Annotated in this window: 15 protein-coding genes and 1 pseudogene; 5 read left to right on the top strand and 11 right to left on the bottom strand. The window is 60.5% G+C overall.

The window, feature by feature from the left end; all coding sequences use genetic code 11:
- Window positions 1-71 precede the first annotated feature (71 nt).
- The 3 genes and pseudogenes from HB633_RS04870 (at window position 72) to HB633_RS04860 (ending at window position 5,966) form a co-directional block, all read left to right on the top strand.
- Window positions 72-1,535, top strand: a complete 1,464-nt coding sequence (locus HB633_RS04870; RefSeq protein WP_213776934.1) for a PLP-dependent aminotransferase family protein — start codon at window positions 72-74, stop codon at window positions 1,533-1,535.
- Window positions 1,536-1,555: 20 nt separating this feature from the next.
- Window positions 1,556-2,266: pseudogene (mnmD, locus tag HB633_RS04865) on the top strand (tRNA (5-methylaminomethyl-2-thiouridine)(34)-methyltransferase MnmD); the annotation flags it as partial.
- Window positions 2,267-2,492: 226 nt separating this feature from the next.
- Entirely contained in the window at window positions 2,493-5,966 is a 3,474-nt protein-coding gene (locus tag HB633_RS04860) for a response regulator (protein WP_213776930.1), read from the top strand.
- Between the two features lie 28 nt (window positions 5,967-5,994).
- Here HB633_RS04860 and HB633_RS04855 read toward each other — a convergent pair whose 3' ends face one another.
- Window positions 5,995-6,420 (bottom strand): GFA family protein, encoded by a 426-nt coding sequence (locus HB633_RS04855; protein ID WP_213776929.1) that lies wholly within the window; start codon window positions 6,418-6,420, stop codon window positions 5,995-5,997.
- Window positions 6,421-6,605: 185 nt separating this feature from the next.
- Here HB633_RS04855 and HB633_RS04850 point away from each other — a divergent pair, with 185 nt between their 5' ends.
- A complete protein-coding gene (locus tag HB633_RS04850) occupies window positions 6,606-8,099 on the top strand; it encodes an MDR family MFS transporter (RefSeq protein WP_213776928.1) in 1,494 nt (497 codons plus the stop codon).
- Between the two features lie 4 nt (window positions 8,100-8,103).
- Here HB633_RS04850 and HB633_RS04845 read toward each other — a convergent pair whose 3' ends face one another.
- Together HB633_RS04845 and HB633_RS04840 are read right to left on the bottom strand one after the other, a co-directional pair.
- Complete coding sequence (locus HB633_RS04845) at window positions 8,104-9,249, bottom strand: sensor histidine kinase (protein ID WP_346730263.1); 1,146 nt, start codon at window positions 9,247-9,249, stop codon at window positions 8,104-8,106.
- Window positions 9,250-9,281: 32 nt separating this feature from the next.
- The gene (locus tag HB633_RS04840) at window positions 9,282-9,818 is read right to left on the bottom strand and encodes a hypothetical protein (protein WP_255580752.1); all 537 of its coding nucleotides are present in this window, start codon (window positions 9,816-9,818) and stop codon (window positions 9,282-9,284) included.
- A gap of 192 nt (window positions 9,819-10,010) precedes the next feature.
- Between HB633_RS04840 and HB633_RS04835 the strand changes: the two genes are divergently transcribed.
- Entirely contained in the window at window positions 10,011-10,820 is an 810-nt protein-coding gene (locus tag HB633_RS04835; protein ID WP_213776927.1) for an AraC family transcriptional regulator, read from the top strand.
- 12 nt (window positions 10,821-10,832) lie between these two features.
- On the opposite strand, the gene HB633_RS04830 is transcribed toward HB633_RS04835, so the two are convergent.
- The 8 genes from HB633_RS04830 to HB633_RS04795 form a co-directional block, all read right to left on the bottom strand.
- Complete coding sequence (locus tag HB633_RS04830) at window positions 10,833-11,903, bottom strand: beta-eliminating lyase-related protein (RefSeq protein WP_213776926.1); 1,071 nt, start codon at window positions 11,901-11,903, stop codon at window positions 10,833-10,835.
- 139 nt (window positions 11,904-12,042) lie between these two features.
- The gene (locus HB633_RS04825) at window positions 12,043-12,558 is read right to left on the bottom strand and encodes a helix-turn-helix domain-containing protein (RefSeq protein WP_213776925.1); all 516 of its coding nucleotides are present in this window, start codon (window positions 12,556-12,558) and stop codon (window positions 12,043-12,045) included.
- Between the two features lie 29 nt (window positions 12,559-12,587).
- A complete protein-coding gene (locus tag HB633_RS04820; protein ID WP_213776924.1) occupies window positions 12,588-13,217 on the bottom strand; it encodes a cysteine hydrolase in 630 nt (209 codons plus the stop codon).
- A 173-nt stretch (window positions 13,218-13,390) separates the two neighbouring features.
- Entirely contained in the window at window positions 13,391-14,539 is a 1,149-nt protein-coding gene (locus HB633_RS04815; protein WP_213776923.1) for a DUF1501 domain-containing protein, read from the bottom strand.
- A gap of 4 nt (window positions 14,540-14,543) precedes the next feature.
- Window positions 14,544-15,938: a DUF1800 domain-containing protein gene (locus HB633_RS04810; protein ID WP_213776921.1), complete on the bottom strand. Its 1,395-nt coding sequence runs from the start codon at window positions 15,936-15,938 to the stop codon at window positions 14,544-14,546.
- Window positions 15,939-16,001: 63 nt separating this feature from the next.
- Window positions 16,002-16,475 (bottom strand): periplasmic heavy metal sensor, encoded by a 474-nt coding sequence (locus HB633_RS04805; protein WP_255580751.1) that lies wholly within the window; start codon window positions 16,473-16,475, stop codon window positions 16,002-16,004.
- Window positions 16,472-16,915, bottom strand: coding sequence for a hypothetical protein (locus HB633_RS04800; protein ID WP_213776919.1), 444 nt, complete (start codon window positions 16,913-16,915; stop codon window positions 16,472-16,474). The genes HB633_RS04805 and HB633_RS04800 overlap by 4 nt, the downstream gene beginning before the upstream one ends.
- On the bottom strand, window positions 16,912-17,496 hold the full coding sequence (locus HB633_RS04795; protein ID WP_213776917.1) for an RNA polymerase sigma factor: 585 nt from the start codon (window positions 17,494-17,496) through the stop codon (window positions 16,912-16,914). The genes HB633_RS04800 and HB633_RS04795 overlap by 4 nt, the downstream gene beginning before the upstream one ends.
- Between the last annotated feature and the right edge of the window lie 426 nt (window positions 17,497-17,922).

Raw genomic sequence — 17,922 nt, 5'->3', positions numbered from 1 at the left:
CGATGGCGCCAATGATAGACCCAATAACCTCGATTTATTTAGAGCCACACCTTCGAACGCTTTCTCGCCGCATGGACCTCGCTTTACTCTTTTCGTCGTTTGCAAACCGCCTGAATGGCAGGAAGATTACACAGCAACGCATGCTGTATGAAGCATTGCGCGACGCGATTCTTGAGGGTCTGCTTCCCGCCGCAACGCGCTTGCCCGCAACACGCGTGCTTGCGAACGAGCTTCGCATTGCGCGCAACTCGGCCATGTTCGCTTACGAGCAACTTGCCGAGGAGGGATTCCTGCACGTCAGCCGGCGAGGATCAATCGTGGCTTCCGTCGGTGCTCAGACGAAGTCGAAACCTGTTGAGAGAAGGCCGCAATCAGCGCAACTTTCGCGGCGTATTGATGGATTGAGGCGCGAGCAGCCGACGCATCCCATCGCGGTGTCGTTTCGTCCAGGCTTGCCGGCCCTCGATGAATTCCCGATGACACAATGGCGTGCGGCCATTGCGCGTGCATGGCGAAAGCTCGAAGCAACCGACCTGGGCTACGCAAACAGCGCCGGTGTGCCGGAGCTTCGCCAGGCGCTCGTCGATTACCTCAAGGTATCGCGGGGCGTGCGTTGCGACATCGATCAGGTCTTCATCACCGATGGCACGCAAACGAGCCTCGACCTGTGCGCGCGAATCCTGGCGGATGCCGGGGACCGCGTGTGGGTGGAAGATCCCGGCTATGCCGGCGCGCGGGCGGCGTTCAAAGGGGCCAATCTATCGCTTGTTTCCATACCGGTGGACGCCGACGGCATCGCGCCTGCGCGTTCACACTGGACGCAGTCGCCGCCCAGACTGATCTACGTGACGCCGTCGCATCAGTATCCGCTTGGGAGCGTGTTGAGTATCGCGCGGCGCATGCAGATCATCGAGGAGGCTCGCGCGCACGGTGCATGGGTGATCGAGGACGATTACGACAGCGAGTTCCGTCATACCGGTTCGCCGTTCGCGGCCATGCAGGGACTCGCCGGCGATACCCCCGTGATCTATCTCGGCACATTCAGCAAGACCATGTTTCCCGCGTTGCGTATCGGCTTCATGGTCGTGCCGCCCGGCCTCTCACGCGAGTTCGCGCGCACGCTCGGCGAAATATCGCGGCAAGGCCGCGCCGCCGATCAACTCGCGCTCGCGGACTTCATGCGAAGCGGCGCGTACACACGACATTTGCGACGCATGCGCGGGTTGTATTCGCGCAGGCGTGTTGCGTTGCAAGTCGCGCTCGAACAGCATTTTGGCGAGTTGCTGACGGTGTCCGGCGGGGCAGGTGGAATGCATCTGACCGCGCGGCTGAACGCGCCTTTGCGCGATGTGGACGTCTGCAGCGCGGCACGTTCGGAAGGCTTGTGGGCGGTGCCGGTCAGTGAATTCTGCCTCGCCGATACAAACATCGCAGCGTATAACGGCCTCGTGCTCGGTTACGCAAGCGTGCCCGTGAACGAGGCTGATGCCGCCGTGGAAAAGCTTGCACGGATCGTAAGATCGATGCTGCCTTGAACATTCATCAACAATCATCCATGTCCGAACTGCTGATCCCTGCAACCGTTGCATTCCGCCCGAACGGCTCGCCTTATTCGCCGATATACGGCGATATCTATCACAGCGTCGTAGGCAGCGTCGCCCAGGCGCAATACGTGTTCTTGCAAGGCAACAGCCTTCCCGCTCGATGGCAGGGACGCCCGGTTTTCACCGTGCTCGAAACCGGCTTCGGCATGGGCATCAACTTCCTCTCGACGTGGGCCGCATGGCGCGCGGATTCATCGCGTGGCGGCCATCTGCATTTTGTATCGATAGAAAAACATCCGTTCGCGGCCAGCGACCTGCGTCTCACGCACGCTGCGACCATCGACGACGCGCCGGTCGCAGTGCTTGCGCATACGCTCGCCGACGCCTGGCCCGCGCTCACGCCCGGCACGCACACGCTCGCCTTCGATAACGGCCAGGTCACCCTGACGCTGATCTTCGGCGACGCAGTCACCATCCTGCCCGCGCTGGATCTTCGCGCCGATGCTTTTTACCTCGACGGGTTTGCGCCCGCCAAAAACCCGGAACTCTGGACGCCTTCGGTGTTCGAGTCGCTTGGCGCGCTGGCGAACGAAGGCGCAACGTTCTCAACATATACGAGTGCCGGCGACGTCAAACGCGCGCTCCTGCATGCAGGTTTCGAATACAAGAAAGTGCCGGGTTTCGGGTGGAAAAGAGCAATGCTGATCGGGAAATATTTACCGGGGTAATCTCGACCCGGTCACCAAAAATTGCCGATTTCCTGGTGCTGGCCCCGAATGAAATTTGGCTGAAAGGCGTAATGCTTTTCATCGCCGACAGCAGGGCGGAGAAAATGTATGATCTGCGCCAGCGCACGCGGCAGTCCCGATCTGGGAGGCCGCCGCGGACTCAATTTACGGGCTGGAACCACGCGCTCGATGCGCTCAATTCAATAACAGGGATAACGCAATGCCCGATCACGGCGCTGTTGATCAGAACAGCTTTCGCCGCATCATTCGACGCAATATCGCCTTGCCTCTGGGCGCGGGAATCGCCACGGCGGCCGTGTTCGTGGCGCTGCTTTTCTATCTGCTCTCGGCCATGAACTGGCTCGAGCATTCCGAGCGCGTGATTGGCGACGGCAACGACCTCGTCAAGCTCGCGGTCGATCGCGAATCCGGCCAGCGCGGTTATCTGCTCACCGGCGACGACAGTTTTCTCGCGCCGTACCAGCTCGGCAAGGCGAGCTTCAACGCGAAGCTTACGACGTTGATGGAGCTTGTCGGTGACAACCCGCCACAAGTCGAACGCCTGAAGCGCATTGAAGCGTTGCAAGCGCAATGGGATCGCTTTGCGGAACAAACCATTGCAATGCGGCGAGCGAATCAGGATGTCGTGGGGATCCTGCGCACGGGGCGCGGCAAGCTCGAGTTTGACGAGACTCGCCGCGAGTTCAAGGACTTCATGGACGTGGAGCTGAACCTGCGCTGGGAGCGCGCCGCGACGGCCAGGCAGGTCACGATCACGGCCGTCGCCATTTTTCTCGTGATCAGTCTTTCGCTGAGCGCGATGCTTGCCGTGTTCGGACGCCGTGAGCTGATGAAGTTGTCCGAAACCTACGACAACGCGCTGCAGGCCCAGGCCGAACACAATGAGGTCCTGCATCAGCAGGCGTGGCTGCGAACCGGGCAGAGCCAGCTTGCAGAGAGCCTTGTCGGGCAGCAGACATTGCCGCGCCTCGGCCGGGCGATGCTCGACTTCCTTTCGCAATATCTAGGCGTGGTGGTCGCGGCGCTTTATGTGCGCGATGACAGCGGCAAACTGCGCCGCGTCGCCGCTTATGGCTTCAGCCGCGAGAACGAGGAGCGCGAACAATCCTTCGAGAACGCGGAGACACTCGTTGGGCAAGTGGCGGAAAGCCGTCGCCTGATCGAGCTCGACGACGTGCCCGACAACTATCTGAAGGTCACCTCGGGTCTCGGAACAAGCCCGCCGAAGAGCGTGGTGATGACGCCCATCGACAACGACGGCGCCGTGAATGGCGTGATCGAACTTGGCTTGATGCAGCCGGCATCGGCTCGGGAACTCGATTTCCTGAGGCTGATATCGGCGAGCGTGGGGGCGTCGGTGGAAGCGGCCTTGTATCGTGAACGCTTGCAGGACGTGCTGGCGGAAACGCAGCAATTGAATGAAGAGTTGCAGGTCCAGCAAGAGGAACTGCGGTCAGCGAACGAGGAACTCGAAGAGCAGACTGCCGCGCTCGAGGAGTCGCAATCCAACCTCAACAATCAAAAGGCCGAACTCGAAACCATCAATGAGCAGCTCACGTTCCAGGCGTTGACGCTCGATGAAAAAAACGAGGCACTCAACAAGGCGCAGACCGAACTCGAGGCGCGCGCCGAAGACTTACAGCGCGCGAGCCGCTACAAGTCCGAGTTCCTCGCGAACATGTCGCACGAGTTGCGCACGCCGCTGAACAGCTCACTGATTCTCGCGAAGCTGCTGTCCGAAAATCACAACGGCAATCTCAGCGATGAACAGGTGAAGTTCGCGAACACCATCTACTCGGCAGGCAACGACCTGCTCAATCTCATCAACGACATTCTCGACATTTCCAAGGTCGAGGCGGGCAAGCTCGAACTCGCGCCGGAAGATGTTTCGTTGTCACGCCTGGCCGAGTCGTTGCTGAGGACGTTCGAACCGCTTGCCGGGCAGAAGCGTCTGGCGTTCACGGTGGGTATCGAACCTGGCATGCCGCCGTCCATTTTCACCGACTCGCGGCGGCTCGAACAGATCTTGAAGAACCTGATATCGAATGCGTTGAAGTTCACCGATACGGGCGCGATCTCGCTCACATTGAGCAGCACCAGCGGGGGGCGCGTGCGCTTCGCGGTGAAGGATTCGGGTATCGGCATTGCGCCCGAAAACCAGCAGACGATCTTCGAAGCTTTCCGTCAGGCCGACGGCACCACAAGCCGCCGATACGGCGGCACGGGACTCGGCCTTTCCATCTCGCGCGATCTCGCGAAGCTGCTCGGCGGCACGATCCGCGTGACGAGCGCGCTGGGCGCCGGCAGCACGTTCGAACTCATCTTGCCGGCCCGCTGGACGGATAGCGGCGAAGCGGCGGAAGTTGCGCTTGCCGTGGCGCCGCCGCCCGCACCCGTCGAGATTATCCAGACGCCGCTACCGGAAGCCGCTTCCGTAGCCATCGCCGCGTATGACGACGACCGGCACGACCCCAAGACGGGCGCGCGCTCCGTGCTGGTGATTGAAGACGACCTGGAATTCGCGGGCATCCTGTACAACCTCGCGCATGAAATGCGTTATCGCTGTCTGGTTGCGCAGACCGCGGCCGAGGCGATGCAACTCGTCGCGCAGCATTTGCCGGATGCCATCCTGCTCGATATCGGCTTGCCTGACCGTTCGGGTCTCATGGTCCTGCAGCAACTGAAGGACGGGCCGCAGACGCGACATATCCCCGTGCACGTGGTTTCGGCCAACGACAGTGGCGAAGCCGCGCTGCATCTCGGCGCCATTGGATATGCAATCAAGCCGACCACGCGCGACCAGCTCAAGGACATCTTCCGTAAGCTGGAGGACAAGTTCACGCAGAAGGTCAAGCGCGTGTTGCTGGTCGAAGACGATGCCCGCCAGCGTGAGAGCATCGTGCAGCTTATTGGCGATGACGACATCGACATCACCGCCGTCGAGTTCGGCGAAGAAGCGCTCGCGTTGCTGCGCACGACCATTTTCGACTGCATGATCATCGACCTGAAACTGCCCGACATGCAGGGCGGCGAGTTGCTTCAGCGCATGTCGGGCGAGAACATGTATTCGTTCCCGCCCGTGATCGTCTACACGGGACGCAATCTGACGCACGCGGAAGAGGCTGATCTGCTCAAGTACTCGCGCTCGATCATCATCAAGGGCGCGCGGTCGCCTGAGCGCTTGCTGGATGAAGTCACGCTGTTCCTGCACAAGGTGGAGACCGATCTGTCTACCGAGCGGCAAACCATGCTGAAAACCGTGCGCGGCCGTGATCGCGCGTTTGAAGGGCGCCGCATTCTTCTTGTCGATGACGATATCCGGAATATCTTTTCGCTCAGCAGCGCGCTGGAGCATAAAGGCATGACGGTCGATATCGCACGCAATGGTTTTGAGGCCATCGACAAGCTCAACGAAGTGCCGGATATCGATCTGGTGCTGATGGACGTGATGATGCCGGCGATGGACGGGCTCGAGGCCACGCGCCGCATTCGCACCGATGCCCGCTTCAAGACTCTGCCGATCATCGCGATTACGGCGAAGGCCATGAAGGACGATCAGGAGCAGGCACGCGCGGCCGGCATGACGGATTATCTGGCGAAGCCGATTGATCTGGACAGGCTCTATTCGCTGTTGCGTGTGTGGTTGCCGGGGTTGGAGAGGATTCGGGCTTAGGGAGTGTCGGAGTTCTGTGCCCGATGCTTCAATCGAACTCTTCGTATTGCGGCAACGAGTCGTTGATGGTGTACCACGGCGCTTTGGACCCGACAAAAATATGCGCCGTGGGACGAATGCCCGGACTATCCGTAAGCGTGCCCATGGTGACGTGAGCGAACGCGCCTTCACGCACGACCGAATACATCAGCGAGCCGCAATGGCTGCAATGGACGTCGTGCGCGGCATGTGGATCGCCGTAAATCATCAGCGCGTCCTCGCCTTGCGTAAGCGTGAGCTTATGACGCTCGATGCCCGCAAACGGCTTGAAAGCCGAACCGGTTGCACGCCGGCAATTCGAGCAATGGCAATTCAACGCATAAACGAATTCGTCCTTCACCGCGTAGCGGACTGCACCGCACAGGCACGTCCCGCCAAGTAATGCGCTCGCCTGAACCTGGTTCGATGAATTCATGATCGATGGATGAAAAAGTGTCGTATGCCCGTAGTGTATTCGGGACGACCTGCCCGGCGTTTCCCGTCGAGCGAATATCCTTTGCAGGGTTCATACTAACGGCTGGCCGCCTTGCTGCGACCGTTTCACGCGTCGCGGCGGCAACGACCCCGCGCCGGCTCCACGTCCCCCATTACAATAATTTCATGCCCCGCAACCAGCAGACGTCGCGTCCGTTAGTCATTGCATCGGTGATGGCATCAATGGCAATGGTCGCCATTGAAGCCACCATTGTTTCCACCGCCATGCCGCAGATCGTCGCGCAACTCGGCGACTTGCATTTGTATAGCTGGGTCTTCTCGTCGTTCCTGCTGACGCAGACCGCAATGACCGTCATCTTCGGCAAATTAGCCGATCTCTATGGCCGCAAGCCGATTGCGCTTATTGGCATTGCAATCTTTCTGATCGGGTCGGTGCTCGCGGGTTTCGCGTGGTCCATGCCCGCCATGATCGTGTTCCGCCTAATTCAGGGCGTGGGCGCAGGCGCGATCCAGCCGGTCACGCTGACGATTGTCGCGGATCTTTATCCGGCGCGCGAACGCGGCAAGGTGCAGGGCTATCTTGCAAGCGTCTGGGCTATTTCGGCGGTGGTCGGACCCATGGTCGGCGGTCTGATCATTCGCGATTTTTCATGGGCATGGATCTTCTGGATGAACGTGCCTATCGGATTGTTGTCGGCGGCGGGATTCATTATGTTCCTGCGCGAGTCCGAAAGGCATGCGCGACCATCCATCGACTTCGCGGGTGCGGGGCTCTTCATGGTCACGATCGCTTCGTTAATGATGGCGCTGACCTATGCAGGCGATGACGATATTGCGAAAGCATCCATGGCCGGCGGCGCCTTCGTGGTCTGCCTGTTGTTCTTCCTGATGCAGGAAAAACGCGCGGCTGAGCCGATGATTTCATTTGCGCTCTGGAGCCGCCGGCCGATCGCCGCGTGCAACGGCGCGACTGTCCTGTCCGGCATGATCCTGATGGGATCGACTACTTTCCTGCCGATGTATGTGCAGGGCGTGCTGCATCGTTCCCCGGTGATCGCAGGCCTCGCCCTCACCATGATGATGGTCGGTTGGCCCGTGGGCGCCACCTTTGCAGCGAAGTCGCTGCATCGATTTGGATTGCGGCCCATCCTGATTGGCGGCAGCGCGTTCATTCCGATCGGCGCGGTGTTGCTGCTGATGCTTGCGCCGGGAAGTTCGCCGCTGATTGCCGCGTTCGGCTCGCTGATCATGGGGTTCGGCATGGGAACGTCCAGTGTCAGCTCGCTCATGCTGATCCAGGAGATCGTGGATGTCGCGCAGCGCGGCAGCGCGACTGCATCGAATTTGTTCTCGCGGAACCTGGGGAGCACGCTCGGCGCGACGTTGTTCGGCGCGGTTCTGAATTTCGGGCTGAGCCATTCGAAAGACGTGGCCGCGGTGACATCGGATCAGTTGAAAGCGTTGCTGCAGAACCAGGCGGCGAGCATTGGCAGCGGCGACGCAATACGTCAGGTGCTGCACGATTCGCTGCATTTGACGTTCATATCGATCTTCGTGATCGCGATATTCTCGGTGGGCTTCTTGTTGTTCGTGCCGAAGGTCGACATAGGCGGCGAGCGGAAGATGCCGGTGGAGGCTCTCGCGCCGCTGGAGGACTGAGACCTCATGGCGTCCTGCGCCTGACAACCTCCAAAGGCAGTTCGATCTGAATGCGAAAGCCATCGGCCGGTGCGCTTTCAAAACCAATTCGTCCCTCTAGTTCATGCACGCGTTCCTGCATGCCGAGTAGCCCGAAGCTGTCCTTGCTCCGGTTGCCGTCGAGCGCCGTTCCTTGGCCGTTGTCTTCAATATGGAGCTGGAGCGACTGTGGTGTCTGGCGTATTTCGATGCGAACCCACGTGGCCTCGGCATGGCGTGTGACATTGGTCAGCGCTTCCTGCACCAGCCGGAAAACGGCGGTCGCGGCCGACGCCGTCAGATCAAGCGCACCCGCCTGGTTGCTCACTGTCACAACGAGTTTGAAGCGGCTGCGAAACTCCTCTGCAAGCCATTCGAGTGCAGCCTCCAGCCCCAGATCGTCAAGCATCGGCGGTCTCAAGCCGCCGGCCAAGCGGCGCGCCGATGCGATGATCGTATCGATCTTGCCTTGCAAAAGCAGCGTGCGCGTTTCGACGCGATGCACGTCTTTGTCATTCCGCGATGACGCGTGATCCAGCGAGGCGACATCCATCTTGAGTGCGATCAGCTGCTGACCAAGATCGTCGTGAAGCTCACGCGCGAGCCGCGACCTTTCTTCCTCGCGGGCGTTTTGCACATGAGTGGACAAGGCCCGCGCGTGCTGCAGCTCCATGAGGCGCAAGCGGTCGGTCATGTCGCGCGTTACCTTTGCGAAGCCTTGGAGCGCGCCATCGGGCGCGCGGATCGCGGTAATCGTGACGTTTGCCCAAAAACGCGAGCCGTCCTTTCGCACGCGCCAGCCTTCGTCCTCTATACGATCCTCGGCCACCGCATGCGCCAGTTCGGTCTCGGGCTTGCGGATCGCGATGTCATCGGGCGTATAGAACACGGAAAAGTGCTGGCCCACGATTTCGCCGGCGGTGTAGCCTTTGATGCTTTGCGCGCCGCGATTCCAGCTCGCGACATGACCGCGCGGATCGAGCATGAAGATCGCGTAATCCTGCACTGAGTCCACAAGCATCCGGAAGTGGACATCGCTCAACGCGTGCGGAAAGCCGCTCGTTGACGACTCATCGTTCGCCGGCACCGGCTGGCGCGGGGAAAGTGGATCATCTGATTGATCAGCCGGCACGTGCTTACCCCGCGTCTTAAGAGATCAGCCGATCACTTCTTCAGGCCGTCCATCAACTGAATGGTCTCGTAGTTCTGGACGAGTTTTTCCAGAGCGCGCACCACGTCGGCTTCCATTTCGAGCAAAGCCTTGTCGCCCTGGAATCGCGCGCGAACCGCCGGGTGAAAACGCGTGTTGATGAAGTCGCTTATTTCGTCAATATGCTCGATCGACCCCGAATCAGGATAAAGAACCGACTTTGGCGACGCGGCATCGAAGAAAAGATTGTGCTTCCACTTGGGTACAAAGTTCTCGGGCTTCGTATCTGTCACCAAAAACGACCCGATCAGCTGGAGCTTGCCCTTCATTGTCTTTGGGGTCAGAAACGTCCAGACCTTGCGGGGGAGACGTTCCTTCATTCCCTCCAGCTTGTCGCCGTTTGAACCCAGCGTTCCAATGCGTCCTTCCTTGATATCCGACGCATAATCCTTCCAGTAATAGAAAATATCCAAAGCGTGTGACCCGTTGTTCCTGTAGTTGCTCGTATGCACCAGTCGCCGCCGGAAATTGGCTTCCGCCCGGCTGGGCATGACTGGCGCGCTTATTTGTCGTTTAAAAATCGATAACGATGGCATTCGAGCATCGCTCGCATTTCCCGATCATATCGCGCCGGACGGAGATTCTCTAAACAGCGGTTCTTGGCGAGATCCAGAGTCGATGCATTAACGAGCGCGAATCAACGCTAAAATTGCTTCTCGAAGCTCATGCGCAACCGCCAAAACATGCCTGATTTTGTTGCCTACCATCGCAGCGCCACGACCCCGGGCCTTGTGCTCGGAGAGGCGCAATTTTCGGATTTTCGCTTCGATCGTCATTACCACCTCGATTATCACGTGGGCATGGTGACCGAGGGTGTTCAACGGCAGCGGCATCGTGGCAATACAGAATTCCTCGCGCCCGGACGCATCTCGCTCATGCCGCCAGGCGAAATACACGACGGGGTTCGCGATGGCGACGGCGCCTACACGCTCAAGACTTTTCGGCTGTCGCCCGAACTTCTCGGCACCGTGACTGCAGAAATCGCAGGCTCAAATGCTGAACCGATGCTCGCCGGAGTGCTGCTCGAAAACGCGAGCCTTGCCGCGCGTCTGATCAAATTGCACAGCACGATGCAGACAAGCGTTGAAGCTTCGCCGCTGGCGTTGCAATCGGAATGGTTGACGTTGTTCGAACGCTTGTTTACGCAGTCGCGCGTGGTTGAGCTGCAGTCTGTCAAAGGTACATTGCCTGCTGAAGACTGGAATCGTATTAAGGATTATTGCCACGCGCATCTGGCGCAAAAGATCTCGCTGGACGAGTTGGCCGCGCTCTGTGGATTAGAGCGCTTTCATTTCCTCAAGCTGTTCAAGCAAACCGTTGGCATGACGCCGCATGCGTGGCTGGTGCGCTTGCGGCTGGAGCGGGCAGCAACGATTTTGCATCGCACTTCGCAAAGCATTGCCGACGTAGCACAGGACGTCGGCTTCTATGATCAGAGCCACTTCAATCGCGCGTTCCGGCGTGCCTTTGGCGTGGCGCCATCGCGGTATTGAAGCGGCTTCGACTCATTGCGCTGCGAGGCGTGCGACATTGGCAATCAGGTGATCGACATCGTCAGTGGTGGTCGCAAACGACGTCACAAAGCGCACCACGCCCGGCTCCCATCTGTCGTGATAGAACACGAATCCCGCCGCCAACAGCCCTTCGATAACCGCTGCCGGCAAGCGGCAAAAAAGGATGTTCGCTTGCGGCGCGCCGAATATCTCGACGCCCTGCAAATGCCGGATGCCGTCCTGAAGACGCCTGGCAGTAGTGTTCGCCTGGCGCGCGTTGCGTAGCCACAAATCGTTCGTTAGATACGCGTCCATTTGCGCCGAAAGAAAGCGCATTTTGGAGAACAGATGGCCGGCGCGTTTGCGTCGATAACCCATTTCGGCGGCCAGCTTTTTATCGAATAAAACGATGGCTTCGGCGCACGGAACACCGTTCTTCGTCGCCCCGAAAGAGAGCGCATCGACACCCGCCTTCCACGTCATTTCAGCAGGTGTGCAATCGATCGATACAAGGGCATTCGCGAAGCGCGAACCATCCATGTGCAAGCCAATGTTCGACGCGCGGCACAACTCGCCGATTTCGCGGATTTCGTCGATGCTGTAGACGCTGCCGACTTCCGTGGCTTGCGTGATGGTGGCGCACGAAGGTTGCGTCACGTGGACATCGCCGACCTTGACGTTCGCGGCCCGGCGCAGCTTCGCGGGATCGATCTTCGCCGATGGTCCATCGACGGAAACGAGCTTTGCGCCGTTCGTATAGAACTCGGGCGCGCCGCATTCGTCGTTGTTGACGTGGCTCGACGGATGGCAGAAGACGCTGCCCCAAGGCGGCGTCATGGCCGCGAGGCACAACGCATTGGCGGTCGTTCCGGTGGGCACGAGGAACACGTCCACGTCGCGCTCGAACACCTCGGCAAGCTTGCGTTCCACGCGCGCGGTGAGCGCATCGCCGCCGTATGGCGCGGATTGGCCGTCGTTGCAGGCCACCATGGCCTCGATGACTTCTGGCGACGCGCCTGCGATGTTGTCACTCGAGAAGCCGAGCGCGGGTTTCTTGTGTGTCGATGCAGCTTGCTGGTTCACGAGTCTGTCCTTTCTGCGGCGGAATTTGCCGATCCAAGCGTGAGCTTAGTGAAAAGCGATGAGGCGCGCTTGTATAAAATTGATCGGCCTGGACAACTTTGATTCCGCGAGCAGAAGGTCACATGAACGCAAGGGCAACCTATGAGTCGCCACGCCGTGTCGCCGCCAAAAACGCCGCGCGCCGTTCTTCTCTTTCTGCGGCGAAGGCGGGGCTGATGGTCGCGTGGGTATCGTCGAAAGAGAAGGTCTTGCTGCCCGGCGACGGCCGCCACGACGCATCAATAACCTTCTTGCTGCGCTTATGCACCAGATGTACCGCCGGCTCTTCCTTGCCCTGCGGATCATCCCACTTCATCTGCCACGCTCGAAGCAGGAGCAGAACCTCATCGAGGTCCTTGCCCTTGGCCGTCGTGTGATACTCGTAACGCGGCGGACGTTCGTTGTAAAGGCGCCGCTCTATGACGCCATCTTTCTCAAGACGCTTCAGTCGAGTCGATAACAAGAACGACGACATGCCCGTTTGCGCCTGAATTTCCTCGAAGCGCCGTGAGCCCATGCTCAGCTCACGAAGAATGAGCAGTGTCCACCGGTCGCCTACAACGCTCAACGATCGCGCGATCGGGCAGACACTTTCGCAAACCTCGTCCCAGCTCATCGATGCACTCCGTTAGTCAACAAATCAGCTCACGCGACGTGTGCCGGCAGCTTCGACAATAACTCTTCGGTTGTCAGAATCGCGTGCGCGAACATGGGGCCGTTGGTCTCAGCCGCGACCATTCCGGCATGGCTGAACGCGGCGGTCGCGTCCTTTACGAGCGTCACATGATAGCCCAGCTCCATGCCGAAACGACCCGTGGATTCAATGCAGCTGTTCGCAATCAGTCCAACAAGTATGATCTTCTGAATGCCATGTTGCTTGAGTTGCAGATCGAGATCGGTGTTTGCAAAGCCGCTTTGCGCCCAATGTTCCTTGACGACTACATCGCCTGGTTGCGGGCCGAATTCGGGATTGAACTCGCCACCCCAGCTGCCCACCTCGAACGCTTTGGTCGGAAGGCCCGCCTGCTGGAACATGTTGATGTGCTGCCAATGATCGAAGTCGCCCGGATGCGACCGATGATGCGGAACGATAAAAACCTGTATGCCCGCTGAACGCACCGTGGGGATGATCCGGCGGAGGTTATCGAACATGTGCGATGCGTCGGCGGTCTCCTTGATTGCGTTGAAGAGTTTGCCTCCCTCGCTCATGAAGTCGTTATACGGATCGACGATCAGGAGCGCGGTGTTGTGTTGCTCATAATTCGATGCAGACATGGTGACTCCGGGAATAGGTAGGCAGGGTGAATCTGGCAAGCGTGATCGAATATTACTTCAAAAAATGAAGGGACAATAAAAAAATAAACCGTGTCGCCGGCGATACGCTTCGCCCGTGACACGGCCCTAAATGTTCATTAAGAACTTAGGAAGATTTAGATGACTGGAAGAGGTCAGGTTCGAAGTAAGCGCGTTGACATCGGGCTCGCAGCTTTTTGATTGAACAGGGTTGCCCGGACCCGGGCGGGGTCAAGGCCGAACGTCTCGCCGGCGGCGGCCGCAATCAACGAATCGAGTCCAAGCGTTGGCCGAACGTCACGTCCTTGATAAAGCGCGGAAGGCGCGAGCCCCGGCCAGTCCGCGAGAATGCGGCCGCCTTGCACGGCGCCGCCCAGCAACATCGCCGCCGATGCCGTCCCGTGGTCAGTCCCGCCCGTGCCGTTCGCCGCCGCCATGCGCCCGAACTCAGTGGCGACCAGCACGGTCGTGTTCGCCCAATGCTCGCCAAGCCCGTCGCGCATGGCCGCCATCATGGTGTCGAGCGCCTTGAGTTGCGCGCCGAGCCGCTGATTCTGCGCCGTGTGCGTGTCCCATCCACCGGTTTCGATCATCGCAATGCGAGGTCCGTCGGCGCGGCCCAGGAAGCTCGCCGCAAGCTTGCCGAGGCTCGCCGGGTCCTGACGCGCACCGGCATCGGCGGCGAGACCGCGGGCGTCCATAGCGGAAGTCCAGAGCGCGTGAAGCTGGGCATCGCCGGAATAGAGTTGCGTGACACGCACTAGCAGATCGTCGGGCGCTTGCGGGAGTCCGGAAGGCGCATATGACGTCACGTCGGCATGCCCGCGCAGTGCGAGCGGCACGGTAGGCGCGAGCGCAATGGCATTAGCTTTGGATGCCGGCAGCATGGAAACCAGCCGGTTCAGCCATCCGTCCTTCATCTGGTACGGCGCGGTCCCGCCGGTTTCGAGCACGTTCTGCCCGTCGAAGTGCGAACGGTCCCTGTACGGCGAGGCAACCGCATGCACGAACAAGGCCTGCTGCGCTGCGTACATCTTCGCGGTTTCAACCAGCGATGGATGCAGCGCGAACGTGCCGTCGAGCTTCGTGGCGGATGCCGGGTCTATCGCAAGCGCGCCGCGCAACTTCGCGTAAGCGGGATCGGCATAAGGCACGACGATGTTGAGTCCGTCGGCCGCGCCACGCTGGATCACGAATACAAAACGCCGGTCCGATTCCACCGATGCGAATGCCATGCGCGATCCCACCAGCATTGCACCCACGCCCGCACCGGCGCACCACAAGAAATTCCGACGCGTGATCATGGTGTCATCTCCTTTGAAAATCGGGGGAAACAAGCAAAAGCGCAAGCGCGGTCGGCGCGCTCTCGGCACGAGATAGTTCGGATGCCGTAGCATCGCTCAGCGATCCCGCAAGCAACTGGTTGCCGAGCGTGCGGGCGTCGAGCGTATCGCCCACCCGCGCTGCAAGACGCTGGGCTATTTCCACGCGGCGCACGAGCGCATCGGGGGCGGCCCAACTCGCGGCGATATCGTCGTAACCGGCGGGGGAACCCGGGCGCCACACAGGCTGGCCGAGTTGCGTGAGCAAGGGCGCGATCTGCATGTTGCCTGGATCGTCATGACCGAGACCGCGCATCGACGAAACGGTCCAGTCCCATGGCGTCTTGAACTTGGCGTCGACGGGCGCCCACGCTTCCGGCGAGTCGATCAGCACCTGGTACACGCTCGGCAGATCTCCGTTCGTCGCGCTGAATACGCCGGCCAGCCGTTCGACGAGAGATTGCGGCGGGTTATCGGCGACAAAATGCCGTGCGAGTTTTCCGGCAATATGCTGCGCCGTCGCCGGTGACGCGGCCAGATCGCGCAGCACGGCAAGTGCCTGTTGCTCGCCGGGTTGATCGTATTGGCGGCCCATGATCGTGCGCGTTCCCGGCTCGTGCTGCGGCTCGCGAAATACGAACTGCCCGGGCGCGACGTCGTTGCGGCGCGCACCGCCGCCCATCCCGCCAATACTCCAGCCTGTCAGCGCCCGCGCGAATTCCGTGACATCGTCCTGTGCGTACCCGCTGCGCACGCCGAGCGTATGCAGTTCCATGATTTCGCGCGCGAGGTTCTCGTTGAGGCCAGGCTTGTTCTCCGGATGACGCGCGGCGGCGCGCTCGGCAGCAGGACTGTCTGGACCGACGGAGCGCGCCTGATCGAGAAAAATCTGCATGGCCGGATGACGTTCGGCGGCAACCAGCATGTCCTCGAAGCGGCCAAGCACATGTGGACGAATGGCCTCGGTTTCGAATGACCCGGCGAGCATTGCGACGGCGGGTTTCTCCACCGATACCGCAAAGTGGTTCGCCCAGAACGCAACCAGTCGTTCGACAAACGGCGCCTGCGTCTGCAACGCGCTCGTGAAGCGTGCATTGACGGCGGCACGATATGTATCGCGTAGTTTGTCGTTGTAGGCCTTGCGCACGCCTTTTTTATCGTCGGCGCCGGCCGCGCGGATCGCGCTCTGACGCTCGGCGAAATCCGCGGCGAGTTCAATGCTCGATGGCTGGTTTGCAAGCGCCTGCGGCACGGGCTGATACGTGGCGCCGGTGAGCTGTGCGGCGAGCCATTGTTTCGGATCGGCGGGCGCCGTTTCACCCGCACGGGCGCCGAGCCCGAAGCGATTCATCGCGATCGCAGCCGGTGTGACGTCGGTCATGGGGTCCCCACGTTGGGAATTGTCATGCTGCTTGAACGCTGCGACACGCGTGAATCCGTCGATTTATTTTTTCGGTGCGGGTCCGACGTGCAGCGGTCCGTGACGCTGCAATGCATCGACGAGTTTCAGCCGTTCGTCGGCGGTAAGCGTGGCGGCGAAATCAGCCACCGTGCCTTCCACGCGCGCGCGCACGCTCATGTCGGCGTCACGCGTGCGGGCGAGGGCGGCATCGAGCGCCGTGCGATCGAACTGCGGCGATTGAAGCGCCTGTACGACATCTATGCGTCCCGATCGCGCGTTGAGAATCAGCGGCAGGCTTTCGCGACGCGTCTGTTTGAGCGCGTCGCGTAGTTGGTCGCGGCGTTCCTGAGGCAATTCGGCGGCGGCGAAACGCAGGCCGCGTTGCTGTGCGATTGCATCGGCTTTCTGCTTTTCTATCCACCGGTACGTGCCGCCGGCAATTGTGCCGAGCAAGAAAATATTGAGCACCGCCGATACGACCAGCAGCGTCTTGAGCCTTTTAACCGGCATGGTCATTGATCGCTCCAGTCGGACGTGTTGCTGCTGAAAACGGTGCTTTCACCGGTTTGATCGAAGAAACTTGGCTGACCGCCGGCCGCGCCCGAAAAAGAGGTGGCCAGCGAGATGACCAGGACGCCGGCCGCAATTCCCGCCACGCCCACGCCGACGAATCCCGCGCCCGAAAGCCACCAGTTCGGTTTTTTCCATACTGGTTTTCTCGTCGACGAACCCGCCGGCGACGATTCCACGATGCGCCGGATCAGGTCGTTTCCGGGCGCCGCAACGCCGTGTGCCGATAACAGCATATCGAGCGAACTGGCATCGGCGAGCGCGGCCAGCGTTTCGGGGTCGCGTTGCGCGACCAGCGCCTGCGCCTCGGCGCGTTCGGCTTCCGGCCAATGCTCGGGGATTGCGCCATAGGCATCGGTGAGGTGGCGAAAACGTTCGGGGGTCATCGGCGTTCCTTTCCAAATACATGCTCGCCGCGGTTGTCGCGCTCGGCGGCAAGACGGCTGCGCAAGGTGCGGCGTGCCCGCGCGAGGAGGCTTTCCAGCGCGTCCACGCTGATGCCCATCACGGCAGCGGCTTCGACATTCGGTAGTTCCTGGTAGTACTGCAATACCAACGCCTCGCGCTGGCGCGCCGGCAGCCCCGCGAGCGCGGCGGCGATGCGCGCGCTGCGGGCGGTATCGTCGAGTTGATCTTCCGGGAGCGGCGCGTGATCGGCGGGCTCCGGAATGTCGTCGTCGAGCGGAACTTCGTGGCGGCGGCGCAAGCGGTCATAACAAAGATTCAGCGCCACGCGATGCAACCACGTATCAAAACGCGCCTGCCCGCGCTGCCAGCTCGATGCCTGCTTCCAGATGCGGATGAACACTTCCTGCGCCACGTCGCTCGCCTCGTCACGGTCGCCCAGCATGCGCGTCGCGAGCGCGAGCAGGCGCGGCAGCTTGCGCGCGACCATCTCGCGAACTGCGCCCGGTTCTTCGTCGTCTATGCGGGCCAGGAGGCCCGCGTCCGGATCTTCTTCGTTCAATGTGCTGAATCCCGCCCCACATGTTGGACAGCCGGCGCCGGGCACGGAGCATGGCGCGCCCGATACGTTAACGTCTTTTCGGATCGTTAAACGTGCGTGCATCGAAAATCTGTCGCGCAGTTTTTACTTTTTTACGGGCTGGAGGACCCGGCCGAAAGTTCGTCGCGGGTGTTGGCAAGGATCGCATACGCCTGATAAAATCGGGACTTAGTTGGACCCCCGAGTTCAATCCTTCACCGCAGTTCATCTCTCAAAGGGAGGCACCATATGTACCCAATGGCTATCGCTCTCCCTTGCGCTGTCTTTTCCTCGACGCAGCGACGTATCTGAGTCGCCGTCCGCGCAGGCATTGAAGCCCGCGCCAATTCCAGACAGTCCCTGATCAGTTCGCCTTGTACATAGGCGCGCTTTGGCTGTCGCTCTATT

Source organism: Caballeronia sp. dw_276 (assembly GCF_018449635.1).
Classification (GTDB): Bacteria; Pseudomonadota; Gammaproteobacteria; order Burkholderiales; family Burkholderiaceae; genus Caballeronia.
This window is presented reverse-complemented; position numbering and strand designations above follow the sequence as displayed.